This is a genomic window from Winogradskyella damuponensis (genome assembly GCF_039538385.1).
GTDB lineage: Bacteria > Bacteroidota > Bacteroidia > Flavobacteriales > Flavobacteriaceae > Winogradskyella > Winogradskyella damuponensis.
This window is the reverse complement of record NZ_BAABCB010000018.1, coordinates 354,234-367,295: the sequence shown is the minus strand read 5'-3', so window position 1 is coordinate 367,295 and position 13,062 is coordinate 354,234. Positions and strand designations below refer to the sequence as shown.

The following is a 13,062-nucleotide window of genomic DNA, read 5'->3' as shown; positions in this document are numbered from 1 at the left end:
ATTTTGGCATAATATTCGTTATCACTTTGTGTACTTAATCTAAAACGATAAAAGATTGCTAATGCGTTATTTTGCCCTTATTCTTATATGTGCTTGTTTTCAAATAAACTTTGCACAAGACCTTTCTGCTAATCCACTTCAGTCTCAAGATGCTGTTCAGCAACAGAAATGGGTTGATAGTCTTTACGGTTCTATGTCTATAGAAGAAAAAATAGGACAATTATTTATGGTACAAGTGTTTTCAGACAAGGGAAAAGCACACGAAAATAGTATAGCAAAATTAATTACAGGTCATCATATAGGAGGTTTAATTTATTCTAATGGCGGACCAATACGCCAAGCCAAATTAAACAACGAATTACAAGCCGCTTCTAAAATCCCTCTATTAGTAGGAATGGATGCAGAATGGGGTTTAAGTATGCGTTTAGATTCTACTTATGCGTTCCCATGGAATATGACACTTGGAGCAATTACTGATAATAAATTAGTAGAGCAAACAGGAAGACAAATAGGTGAACATTGTAAACGATTGGGCGTGCATTTTAATTTTGCGCCTGCTGTAGACATTAACACCAATCCTAAAAATCCAATTATTGGAAATCGTTCTTTTGGGGAAGATAGAGACAATGTTACAGAAAAAGGCTTAGCATTTATGAAAGGTATGCAAAGTGCAGGAACTTTAGCCAATGCCAAACATTTTCCAGGTCACGGAGATACTGAAGATGATTCTCATTTAAAATTACCAACCATTAATTTTAGTGCTAAACGAATCGATTCTATAGAGTTGTATCCTTATAAGAAATTAATAAAACAAGGTTTGGCAAGTGTTATGGTAGCACACTTAAATGTACCAAGTTTAGAATCGCGAAGAGATTTTCCTTCATCATTATCTAAGCATATTGTCACAGATATTTTAAAAGAACAATTAGGCTTTAATGGCTTAATTTTTACAGATGCCTTAACCATGAAAGGTGCTGCAGATTATGTAGAGAAAGGTGTAGATGGAACTAGAACAAAAAGTTTAATCAAAGGAGGAGAAATTGATTTAATGGCATTTTTAGCAGGTAATGATGTGATGCTTATGTCTGAAGATCCAGCTAAGGGAATTGCTAAATTTGTTGAAGCTTATAATAATGGCACTATAACAGAGGAACGATTAGCACATTCTGTTAAGAAAATTTTAATGGCTAAATACAAAGTAGGACTCAATAATTATTCGCCTATTGGAATCTACGATTTAGAAAAAGACTTAAACAGACTTAAAGACGACGCCCTCTATGAAGAACTCATGGAAAATGCCATTACAGTGGTTAAAAATACCAATGATATATTACCATTAAGAGATTTAGAAACTAAGAAAATTGCCTATGTATCACTTGGTGATGATGATGGTTCTGCTTTTTTAGATGAATTAAAAAAATACACAAAAGTTCACGAGATAACAGCAGATAAATTAGATGGAGTTATAACGAAGCTTCATAATTATAATACGGTTGTTATTGGTTTTCATAAGTCTAATGCCAATCCATGGAAGGGCTTTAAATTCTCTCAAAAAGAAATGGCATGGCTCTATGAAATTGCGAGGACCAACACTGTAATCTTAGATATCTTTGCAAGACCTTATGCCTTAAATGATTTACTATCAATAGAAAATATTGAAGGTATTGTAATGAGCTATCAAAACAGTAAAATCGCTCAAGAAAAATCAGCACAACTTATTTTTGGAGCGATTCCAGCAAAAGGAAAATTACCAGTAAGTACAGGTCAGTTTTTTCCAGTTGGTACAGGTATAACTTATAATAGTTTACTGAGCTTAAGTTATGGACTGCCAGAACGTGTTGGGATGGATTCTAAGTTATTAAGCCGAATAGATTCTGTAGCAAATCACGCTGTAAACGGGAAAATGACACCAGGAATTCAACTTTTGGTAGCACGAAAAGGTAAGGTAATTTACAATAAGAATTTTGGGTATCACACTTATGATAAAAAAAATAAAGTAGATTTTGACGATATCTATGATGTAGCGTCATTAACCAAAATACTAGCCACACTTCCTGTTTTAATGGAGTTAGAAGAACAAGGTTCTTTATCTTTAGATGATAAGCTAGGGGATTTAATGGTAGAATATAAAAATACAAATAAGAAAAATGTAACCTTAAAGAAAATGTTGTCACACTATGCGCAACTTAAACCTTGGATTCCTTTTTATTATGCCACTTTAGATACGCTTACAAAAAAACCAGACCCTAAGTATTACAGAAAAACTAAAACCGCAGGATTTGAAGTAGAGGTAACCAATACGCTTTTTATGCGAAATGATTACAAAGACTCTATTCAAAAAATTATTAGAGAAAGTGATTTACTATCTAGTTTGCGTTATCGATATAGTGATTTACCTTATTATATTCTTAAAGATTACCTCGAAGGATTTTACGATAAGTCTTTAAATGAAATTACAGAAGATAGGTTTTATAAATCTCTTGGTGCGAATTACACAACTTATAATCCACGAAAAAAATTCAGTTTAAAAGATATTGTACCAACAGAAATAGATAATTATTATCGCTATAAAAAAGTACATGGTTATGTACATGATATGGGAGCTGCTATGCAAGACGGAGTAGGTGGTCATGCAGGTGTTTTTAGTAATGCTAATGATGTTGCTAAAATAATGCAGATGTATTTGCAGAAAGGGTTTTATGGTGGAAAACGTTATCTAAAAAGTGAAACCATAGATAAATTTAATTACTGCTATTATTGTGGTAATAATAATCGTCGTGGTATTGGGTTTGATAAACCACAATTGGGAGAAGAAGGCCCAACTTGCGGTTGTTTATCTATGACCAGTTTTGGTCATTCCGGTTTTACAGGGACTTATGCTTGGGCAGATCCAGAAGAAGAAATTATATATGTCTTTTTGGCAAATAGAACGTATCCTCAAGCAGGTAAGAATTTGTTACTTAGAGAGAATATTAGAACTGAAATTCAGCGTTTAATTTATGAGGCGATTATTGAATAATTTAATCGTTTAAAAAATGTAAGGATTTTAGAATGTATGAGACTTTATTTTAATTAGAATCATAGATTATGCATAATCGGAATTAACTTCGTTTTAAATTTTAAAAGTTTTCCGACTGTACTCAAGAAAACATCATTAATAATAGTTTTTATACACATGAAAATAGGAATAGTTTGTTACCCAACATTTGGCGGAAGTGGAGTTGTTGCTACGGAATTAGGTTTAGAGCTTTCAAAACGTGGTCACGAGATTCACTTTATTACTTACAGTCAGCCTGTTCGTTTAGAATTGTTGAGTAGTAATGTACATTTTCACGAAGTTCATGTGCCAGAATATCCCTTATTTCATTACCAGCCTTATGAATTAGCTCTATCTAGTAAACTGGTAGATATGGTAAAGTTGTATGGTATAGAATTGTTGCACGTACATTACGCTATTCCTCATGCTTATGCAGCTTATATGGCTCAGCAAATGCTTAAAGACGAAGGGATTTATATTCCTATTGTAACGACACTACATGGTACAGATATTACTTTAGTAGGAAGCCATCCGTTTTACAAACCTGCAGTAACTTTTAGTATAAATAAATCTAATGCTGTAACTTCTGTGTCTGAAAGCTTAAAGAAAGATACGATGCGTTTGTTTGATATAAAGAAAGACATTTATGTTGTGCCTAACTTTATAGATTTAGAAAAACATGAACACAATTTTACAGATTGTCAACGTGGTATGATGGCAGATGATGATGAGCGCATTATAACACACATCAGTAATTTTAGAGAAGTTAAGCGTATTCCAGATGTAATTAAGATTTTCTATAACCTTCAAAAGGAATTACCAGCTAAGTTAATGTTGGTTGGTGAAGGACCAGAAAAAGAAGGTGCAGAACGCTTGGTTGAAGAATTAGGGATTTCTGATCGTGTAATTTTCTTCGGAAATAGCCATGAAATCGATAGAATTCTATGTTTTAGTGATTTGTTCTTGTTGCCATCTAAAACAGAAAGCTTTGGCTTAGCAGCTTTAGAGGCTATGGCAAGTGGAGTTCCTGTAATTTCAACTAATACTGGTGGTTTGTCAGAGGTTAACGAAGATGGTTTTTCTGGCTATTTAAGCGATGTTGGAGCTGTAAAAGATATGTCGGCAAATGCCATAAAAATCTTATCAGACGTAGAAACCTTAAAGCAGTTTAAAGCCAACGCAAAAGCACAGTCTCAAAAATTTGACTTGAGAAATATTGTACCTATGTACGAAAGTGTATATGAAAAAACGTTAAAGCAATTTATGGTTCATTAAGTTGTCTTTCAACTTAACAAATAATAACCTACCACATTTCACTAACTTCTTCTTTAATAAAAGCCAGTGCTGCATTACTAGGCGCAGGTTTATCCATAAGATCTGTTAAAATGACTTCGCGAAGCTTGTTTGCCGTATCTGTTTGCTCTTGTATAGTAGCCTTTCTAATCAACTGTATCGTTGCATTTTTTGCGGCTTGAGTAATAGACCAACATTGGTCACTAACATAAATTTGTTGAGATAAATTGTGCTCAAACTCTTGCTCAATCGTGGCTATAAGTAAACTTTCATAATCTTCTTTTTTAGAAGAGGTTGGGAGTACTCTAGTAAGCAGTTTAGAAGGAGATGTGCGTTCTAAAAAAAGAGTCATACGTTCATAAGCTTGTAAGCGTAAAGGAAAGCTTTCTTTTTGTAAATCTTTTTGTAATAAGAAGCGTCTCATACGGTTTTCATTTTCAATATGTTGCTTAAAAAAGTAATAGGCAATAGTACCAACAATTACTGCAGGAGCAATACTAAAAAGAAGTTCTATAATATTATCAATATCCATTAAAATTGATTTTTTTGAGTTAAGATTAATTTGTTATTGGTTAAGAATGACATAGTCTTATATGTAAATTCAATATCCAATCTGTAAAGTTAATTTATTTTAAAGATTTTGAAAATTTATCACTAAAACTATGAGTCGTAAACAAAAAAAAATAGGAATTATTATTGCCATTGTTTTATTGGTAATTGTAGCATCAACCTTTGCATTGAATTTAATTATTGAAAACAAAATAGCAACAGTTATTGATGACTTACCTAAATCTGTAAAGGTAGAGTGCCAATCAATAGATGTTAATGTTTGGACAGGAAATTTAGAATTAGCATCGCCAAAAGTAGTTGTTTCAGGAAAAACTACTAATAAGACCATTTTAGACGCAACGCTTAAAACTATTGAAATTAATAATTTGGGATATTGGGATTACCTTTTTAATGATAAGATTTCAGTAGAAACGTTAATTATTAATCGGCTAGTGGCAACATATAAACACAATCCAAAGGTGAATAACGACGACTATGAAAAGGGGTTTCTAAATCAAATAAAACAAATTATTGCTATTGAAAAAATAGCCATCACTAATGCAGATGTGTTAATAACCGAATATGATACAGATAGTACGCTTTTAAGTATGCCTAAATTTAATTTTGAATTAAACGATGTTCAAATTAATCCTAAAGCCTCAAAAAAGGATAAGAAAATTAGGTATGGCAATTTTACCTTGGCAGCTAAGAACCTAAAATGGACAATAAATGAGTTTGATGATTTATGGGTAAATTCAATTCAGATTACTAATGATAATGCGACTTTTAGTGATTTTAAGCTCAAAACAAAATATGATAAAGCGGAATATTCAGAAATTCTTAAAACGGAACGCGATCATTTCGACCTTCATATAGACGAAGTGAAATTTTTAGACATGAATTTTGGGTTTAATGATAATAAAACGTTTTATTTTAAATCGGGAAAAGTACTTTTAAATTCACTTAAAGCAGAAATTTATAGAGATAAGTTAGTTGCAGATGATGAGACTTATAAAAAATTATACGGCACCTTGCTCAGGGATTTAGATTTTGAATTGGGATTAAATTCAGTTGAAATTCGAAACGGTAAAGTTTCATATTTAGAAAAAGTAAACGTAGACGAAAAGGCAGGACGACTAGATTTTACAGCTATGAATGCAATAATGACTAATGTCGGTAATACATATCTTAATGAAAGTACTTTAATAAAAGTGAATTCAACTTTTATGGAAAATTCATCAATCGAAGTCAATTGGAATTTCAAAGTCGCTGATACTACAGATCAATTTGTATTTAAAGCCAATTTAGGATTGTTCAAAGCTGTAACTATGGATCAGTTTACAAAACCTAACCTTAATGTAGATCTTAATGGAGAGTTACAACAAACTTATTTTACAATTAGTGGCAACCCAAGTACATCTAGAATAGATATGAAAATGAAATATGATGATTTTGAAGTTTTGATCTTAAAAAAAGATGGAAAAGAGAAAAATAAATTTCTATCAACTATCGTTAATTTGTTTATATCAAAAGACAGTGACGACGAAAAAAAAGCATTTCGTTATGGGCAAGCAGAAGGTGTAGAGCGCGATGTTACCAAATCTGTATTTAATTATGTTTGGTTAAATATAAGAAGCGGTTTACTTTCTGTAATGACAGGAGACGGAAAGAAGGAAAACTAATTAATATATAGCCATTAAAATATTGTTTGTAATTTATCGGATTTAGATGCGGAAAACTATAAGAGTATCCGTAATTTTACTCCTTCAAAAATTTTTAGTTTGGAAAAGTATCTCAGTCAACTTAATGACGCACAATTAGAACCTACAATTCAGGTCGATGGACCAATGATTATCATTGCTGGTGCAGGTTCTGGTAAAACACGTGTGCTTACGTATCGTATCGCTTATTTAATGAGTAAGGGTATTGATTCTTTCAATATTTTAGCCTTAACCTTTACTAATAAAGCGGCCAAAGAAATGAAAAGTAGAATTGCTGATATCGTTGGCGAAAGTGAAGCAAAAAACTTGTGGATGGGAACATTTCACTCTGTTTTCGCTAAGATTTTACGTTTTGAAGGTCATCACCTTGGTTATCCAAGTAATTTTACAATATACGATACTCAAGATTGCCAAAAGTTAATCGGTGCCATTATTAAAGAAATGGGACTCGACAAAGATATCTACAAAACGAAGCAAGTGTTTAGTAGAATTTCATCGTATAAAAACAGTTTAGTTACTGTTAAGGCTTATTTTAAAAACCCTGAACTTATGGAAGCCGATGCCATGGCAAGGAGACCTAGAATGGGTGAAATTTACAAAGAATATGTAGACCGCTGTTTTAAAGCAGGTGCCATGGATTTTGACGATTTGTTATTGAGAACAAATGAGTTATTAACGCGTTTTCCTAATGTATTGGCACAATACCAAGATAAGTTTAGATATATTTTAGTGGATGAGTATCAAGATACCAATCATTCGCAATATTTAATTGTTAGAGCCTTAGCAGACCGTTTTCAAAATATTTGTGTGGTAGGAGATGATGCTCAGAGTATCTATGCCTTCCGTGGTGCGAATATTAATAATATTTTAAATTTCCAAAAGGATTACGATGGTGTAAAAATGTTCCGATTAGAACAAAATTACCGTTCTACTAAAAATATTGTTGGTGCCGCCAATTCGGTTATAGAGCACAATAAAACCAAATTAGATAAAATTGTTTGGACAGCAAATGACGAAGGTGAGAAAGTAATAGTTCACCGAGCATTAACTGATGGTGATGAAGGGAGATATGTCGCTAGTACTATTTGGGAAACTAAAATGAACGAACAATTACACAATAGCGATTTTGCTGTGTTGTATCGTACCAATGCACAATCTAGAGCCATTGAAGATGCTTTAAGAAAACGTGATATTCCATATCGAATATACGGAGGTTTATCGTTTTACCAACGTAAAGAGATTAAAGACGTTACGGCTTATTTGCGTTTAATTTTAAATTCTGCAGATGAAGAAGCTCTAAAGCGTGTTATCAATTATCCGGCAAGAGGAATTGGTCAGACGACAGTAGATCGTTTGGTTGTTGCGGCCAATGCTACAGGAAAAACCATGTATGATGTAATGAAGGATATTGATTCGGTTAATATCAACATTAATAATGGTACAAAAAATAAATTACGCGATTTTGTAACACTTATAGAGAGTTATAAGGTGATGAATCAGACCGCAAATGCATTCGATTTAGCCGAGCATGTCTCTAAAACCAGTGGACTAATTAGAGAGCTTGGCAAAGATGGAACACCAGAAGGTGTAACAAAAACAGATAACGTTCAAGAATTATTAAACGGTATTAAAGATTTTGTTGAAGGACAAATGGAATTAGCTGATGCAGGTGATTCTCTAGCCGAATTTTTAGAGGATGTGGCATTGGCAACAGACTTAGATGGCGACAAAGGAGATCCAGACCATGTGGCTTTAATGACGATTCACTTAGCAAAAGGTCTAGAATTTGGACATGTATTTATTGTTGGTATGGAAGAAGATTTATTTCCAAGTGGCATGAGTATGAATACAAGAAGCGAGCTTGAAGAAGAACGTCGATTATTTTATGTAGCTTTGACAAGAGCCGAAAAACAAGCGTATTTAACTTATACATTATCTAGATATCGTTGGGGAAAATTGATAGATGCAGAACCAAGTCGATTTATCGAAGAAATTGATGATGAATTTATAAATATTACAACACCTTTAAAAGAAAGACATAATCCAATGTTAGATGCCTCCATATTTGGAGATATAGAGCCGAATCGTGTTAGATTTGCAAAACCAAAAACTGCAAAAATGCCAAAAAAGAAGACAAAAACGAAACCAGAAAATTTTGAAATCAGTGCACCTAAAAAAATGGTTCCAGTAAGTGAAGCAGAAAGCGACACTGATTCTTTTGATAAAAAATTAGAAGTTGGTAATAAAGTAAACCACCAACGTTTTGGTAGAGGAGAAGTAATTAAAATTGAAGGTAAAGGCGCAGACGCCAAAGCCGAAATTAAATTTCAAAAAGGAGATACAAAAAAGCTATTATTGCGTTTTGCTAAGCTCCAAATAATGCGATAATTTATGGACACTCATTATGGCAGAATTTATTAAAATATATCCTGAGAATCCGAATCCTAAAGAGATTCAGAAAGTTGTTAAAGTACTTAAAAGTGGTGGTTTAGTCATATATCCAACAGATACTGTTTACGGATTAGGTTGCGATATTACTAATATAAAAGCCTTAGAACGTATTGCTCAAATTAAGGGTGTAAAGTTAGAAAAATCTAATTTTTCATTTGTTTGTGAGGATTTAAGTAATCTAAGTGATTACGTAAAACAGATTGATACAACAACATTTAAGATTCTGAAGCGCGCATTGCCAGGGCCTTATACCTTTATTTTACCAGGTTCTAAAAACTTACCAAATCCTTTCAAAAAACGAAAAACGGTTGGTATTAGGGTCCCAGATAACTCTATAGCTTTAGCCATAGTAGCTGCTTTAGGTAATCCTATTGTTTCAACATCTATAAGAGATGATGATGATGTTTTAGAGTACACAACAGATCCTGAATTAATCCTTGAAAAATGGGATAATTTAGTAGATATTGTTATCGACGGCGGTTATGGAGACAATGAAGCATCAACCATTGTAGATTTATCTGTAGATCCTCCAGAGGTTGTTAGAGAGGGTAAAGGTGGTTTAGAAATTTTTTAAACCTTGTTCAGGTTTTCTCTTACAGGTTTCTTTACACTGTAAAATAAAATTAGACCTATAACACCTGTTACTAAAAAACCTATAAACAGAGGTAATACAGAAGTTTTTATAAAACTACCAATAAAGTTCGCTATTGGTACAGCCATAACGGTAGAAATAAATCCGTTTAGGGCAGCTCCAACTCCTGCAATATGTCCCATAGGTTCCATAGCTAAAGCTCTATAATTTCCAAATAAGAACGCAACACTTGCAAATTGAAGCATTAAGAACACCATTAAAATTTCTATAGGAGGGTTTACACCAGACCAGAATAATATCACATATATAAGAGCGTTAACAACAAATGCGATTAAAGCAATGTTAACCAAATTCCACATACCAAACCGAATTACTATTGCGCTATTTAAAAACGTAGCAAGACCAATAGTAATAGCCAAACTAGCAAAAATATAAGGAAACAAATCTCCTAGATTGTACTGCACTTGAAAGATGTGTTGCGATGTACTTAAATACACCATAAAAGAACCCGTAATTAAACCAGAAAGCAATGTGTAAACAATGGCAGACTTTATTCTAAAAAAGGTGGTTACACCAGATTTAAAATTTGATAATTTAAATGTCTTTTGATATTTTTCATGAAGTGTTTCTGGTTGTCGCCTCCAAAACCATAGCATTACTAACAATCCAAAAGCTAAGTTTACAGTAAAAATTGAGTGCCATCCAAAATGGTTCAATAAAAACTGACCTAACATGGGAGCAATTACTGGTACTAAAATAAAGGTCATGGTAACGATAGACAAAATTTTTGCCATATGGTCACCACTATAAGAATCTCTAACTATAGCAGTACTCATGGTTCTTGGTGATGATAAACCTACACCTTGTAAAACTCGTCCAAAAAGCATCATTTCAAAGTTTCTTGTCGTGATACATATAATAGAGGCAATAACAAATACACCAAAGCCAAAATAAACCATGGGTTTACGTCCAAAACTATCAGACAGTGGACCAAAAATAAGCTGACCAAAACCTAAGCCTAAAAAAATAGCTGTAATAAGCTTCTGATTTTCTGTTTCATTTACACTGCTTAAATATTCACCAATTTTAGGTAAAGCAGGTAAAACTGCATCTATTGAAAGTGCGACAATAGACATTAACGCGGCCATTAATACCACAAACTCTAATTGAGACCTTTTTTGATTTTGCATTAGGCAAAAGTAAGTGAATTATTATCTACTTTTGATTAGAAATAATACTAATATTTAATAATTGTATAGATGCTTACAGATACACTAATAACGTTATTTAAAAGAGATCTTAGTAAATTAATCGAAGAGATTAATCAATATAAGGATGCGTCTAATCTATGGAAAATAGATGGTTTAGTGAGCAATTCTGCTGGAAGTTTATGTGTGCATCTTATAGGAAACTTAAATCACTTTATAGGTTCTGTTTTAGGGCATTCAGGATATATAAGACAACGCAATTTAGAATTCTCATTAACAGAAGTTTCTAAATCTGAATTGATAAAACAACTTGAAGATACTATTAGTATTGTGGAGAATACTTTACAAAATTTAACTGTTGAAGATTTACAAAGGGCATATAAACTTCAGGTTTTTAATGCACCTATGACTACAGAGTATTTTCTAGTTCATTTAAGTACGCATCTTGCATATCATTTAGGACAGGTGAATTATCATAGACGGTTAATTGAAAAATAGCAGATAAAAAAAGACTTCACAGATTTTATAACCTGTGAAGTCTATAGAATAAGTGTGCCTTATTGCTTACAAAGGGATGTTCCCGTGCTTACGATTAGGCCTTACAACATCTTTATTTTCAAGCATGCTAAAGGCTTTAATTAATTTACGTCTTGTGTTTTGTGGTAAAATGACATCGTCTACAAAACCACGTTCGGCTGCGCTATAAGGGTTGGCGAATAACTCAGCATATTCAGCTTCTTTTTCTTTCCATTTGGCTTCTTTATCTTCAGCTTTAGAAATCTCACGTTTAAAAATAATTTCGGCAGCACCTTTTGCACCCATAACTGCAATCTCTGCATTTGGCCATGCAAAATTCATGTCAGCTCCAATGTGTTTAGAATTCATTACATCGTAAGCTCCTCCATAAGCTTTACGCGTAATAACGGTTATTCTAGGCACTGTAGCTTCACTAAATGCATATAATAATTTTGCTCCGTTTACTATAATTCCATTCCATTCCTGATCTGTTCCTGGTAAAAATCCTGGGACATCTTCTAAGACCAGTAGCGGAATATTAAAACAATCACAGAAACGTACAAAACGTGCTGCTTTTTTAGAGCTATCTACATCTAAAACACCAGCCAAAAACATTGGTTGATTGGCAACAATACCTATAGATTTTCCACCTAAACGCGCAAAACCTACAATAATATTTTCTGCGTAGTCTTTATGAATTTCATAAAAAGAGTCGTTATCTATAATGCCTTCAATAACTTGATGCATATCGTACGGCTTATTAGGATTGTCAGGAACAATAGTTGCTAACGATTCTCTAACTTCTTCTTTAAGTTCAAAAGGAAGATCATCTGCTTTTTCTTTATTGCTTTGTGGTAAATAGCTTAGTAGTTTTTTGATGTCTTCTAAGCATTCTACATCATTAGTTGCTGTCTTGTGGGCTACGCCAGATTTAGAAGAATGTACACTTGCGCCTCCAAGTTCTTCACTTGTTACTTCTTCATTAGTTACTGTTTTAACAACGTTAGGGCCCGTAACAAACATGTAGCTTGTATCTTGAACCATAAGTGTAAAATCTGTCATAGCAGGCGAATAAACGGCTCCACCTGCACAAGGGCCCATAATTGCAGAAATCTGAGGGATTACACCAGAGGCCTGAACATTTCTATAAAATATATCGGCATAGCCCGCTAAAGAACGGACACCTTCTTGAATTCGTGCTCCACCAGAGTCGTTTAATCCAATTATAGGAGCACCAACGTTAACGGCCATGTCCATAATTTTACAGATTTTTTCGGCATGAGTTTCTGATAATGAACCACCAAAAACAGTAAAATCTTGAGCGAAAACGTAAATTAGTTTACCGTTAACCGTTCCGTAACCTGTAACTACACCATCTCCATAAAATTGTTGGTCAGCCATGCCAAAATCTTTAGTTCTATGGGTAACTAAAGCACCAATCTCTTCAAAGGAACCTTCATCTAAAAGGTAAAGAACACGTTCTCTTGCTGTTAATTTTTTATTTTGGTGTTGTTTGTCTATTCTAGCTTGTCCACCTCCTAATTTGGCTAAGGCTAGTTTTTCATTAAGTGTTTTTATTTTAGAATCCATAATTTTTTTGTTTTGTCATTCAGTATTTAATTCAGAATCTAATTGGTAATGTGAATTAGTTTATGCTGAATCTTTAATTTATATATACGGTTTAGAATGACAGTG

The 13,062-nt window shown here is 33.2% G+C and carries 9 protein-coding genes; 6 read left to right on the top strand and 3 right to left on the bottom strand.

Annotated elements, in window-relative coordinates; all coding sequences use genetic code 11:
• The first annotated feature begins 61 nt into the window (after positions 1-61).
• Entirely contained in the window at positions 62-3,019 is a 2,958-nt protein-coding gene (locus ABD730_RS10250; protein ID WP_344714368.1) for a serine hydrolase domain-containing protein, read from the top strand.
• A gap of 156 nt (positions 3,020-3,175) precedes the next feature.
• Positions 3,176-4,312, top strand: a complete 1,137-nt coding sequence (gene bshA / locus ABD730_RS10245; protein WP_334466303.1) for an N-acetyl-alpha-D-glucosaminyl L-malate synthase BshA — start codon at positions 3,176-3,178, stop codon at positions 4,310-4,312.
• A gap of 28 nt (positions 4,313-4,340) precedes the next feature.
• Here the strand turns inward: bshA and ABD730_RS10240 are convergent, their stop codons facing one another.
• Positions 4,341-4,862, bottom strand: coding sequence for a DUF7935 family protein (locus ABD730_RS10240; RefSeq protein WP_344714365.1), 522 nt, complete (start codon positions 4,860-4,862; stop codon positions 4,341-4,343).
• Positions 4,863-4,992: 130 nt separating this feature from the next.
• Here ABD730_RS10240 and ABD730_RS10235 point away from each other — a divergent pair, with 130 nt between their 5' ends.
• The 3 genes from ABD730_RS10235 to ABD730_RS10225 all read left to right on the top strand — a co-directional run bounded on the left by ABD730_RS10235 (position 4,993) and on the right by ABD730_RS10225 (position 9,625).
• The gene (locus tag ABD730_RS10235) at positions 4,993-6,561 is read left to right on the top strand and encodes a hypothetical protein (RefSeq protein ID WP_344714363.1); all 1,569 of its coding nucleotides are present in this window, start codon (positions 4,993-4,995) and stop codon (positions 6,559-6,561) included.
• Between the two features lie 99 nt (positions 6,562-6,660).
• Positions 6,661-8,988 (top strand): ATP-dependent helicase, encoded by a 2,328-nt coding sequence (locus tag ABD730_RS10230; RefSeq protein WP_334466297.1) that lies wholly within the window; start codon positions 6,661-6,663, stop codon positions 8,986-8,988.
• Positions 8,989-9,004: 16 nt separating this feature from the next.
• Positions 9,005-9,625 carry an L-threonylcarbamoyladenylate synthase gene (locus ABD730_RS10225; RefSeq protein ID WP_334466295.1) on the top strand — a complete coding sequence of 207 codons (621 nt, stop codon included), beginning with the start codon at positions 9,005-9,007 and terminating at the stop codon, positions 9,623-9,625.
• On the opposite strand, the gene ABD730_RS10220 is transcribed toward ABD730_RS10225, so the two are convergent.
• Positions 9,622-10,833: a multidrug effflux MFS transporter gene (locus ABD730_RS10220; protein WP_334466293.1), complete on the bottom strand. Its 1,212-nt coding sequence runs from the start codon at positions 10,831-10,833 to the stop codon at positions 9,622-9,624. The genes ABD730_RS10225 and ABD730_RS10220 overlap by 4 nt on opposite strands.
• Positions 10,834-10,902: 69 nt before the next feature.
• On the opposite strand from ABD730_RS10220, the gene ABD730_RS10215 reads away from it, so the two are divergent.
• Positions 10,903-11,349, top strand: coding sequence for a DinB family protein (locus ABD730_RS10215; protein WP_344714360.1), 447 nt, complete (start codon positions 10,903-10,905; stop codon positions 11,347-11,349).
• Between the two features lie 66 nt (positions 11,350-11,415).
• Here ABD730_RS10215 and ABD730_RS10210 read toward each other — a convergent pair whose 3' ends face one another.
• The gene (locus ABD730_RS10210) at positions 11,416-12,957 is read right to left on the bottom strand and encodes an acyl-CoA carboxylase subunit beta (protein WP_215925842.1); all 1,542 of its coding nucleotides are present in this window, start codon (positions 12,955-12,957) and stop codon (positions 11,416-11,418) included.
• Positions 12,958-13,062: the final 105 nt, after the last annotated feature.

Coding starts and splice junctions, on each gene's coding strand:
- ABD730_RS10250 (WP_344714368.1), top strand. CDS start 62: ATGCGTTATTTTGCCCTTATTCTTATATGTGCTTGTTTTCAAATAAAC.
- ABD730_RS10240 (WP_344714365.1), bottom strand. CDS start 4,862: ATGGATATTGATAATATTATAGAACTTCTTTTTAGTATTGCTCCTGCA.
- ABD730_RS10235 (WP_344714363.1), top strand. CDS start 4,993: ATGAGTCGTAAACAAAAAAAAATAGGAATTATTATTGCCATTGTTTTA.
- ABD730_RS10210 (WP_215925842.1), bottom strand. CDS start 12,957: ATGGATTCTAAAATAAAAACACTTAATGAAAAACTAGCCTTAGCCAAA.
- ABD730_RS10220 (WP_334466293.1), bottom strand. CDS start 10,833: ATGCAAAATCAAAAAAGGTCTCAATTAGAGTTTGTGGTATTAATGGCC.
- ABD730_RS10225 (WP_334466295.1), top strand. CDS start 9,005: ATGGCAGAATTTATTAAAATATATCCTGAGAATCCGAATCCTAAAGAG.
- bshA (WP_334466303.1), top strand. CDS start 3,176: ATGAAAATAGGAATAGTTTGTTACCCAACATTTGGCGGAAGTGGAGTT.
- ABD730_RS10215 (WP_344714360.1), top strand. CDS start 10,903: ATGCTTACAGATACACTAATAACGTTATTTAAAAGAGATCTTAGTAAA.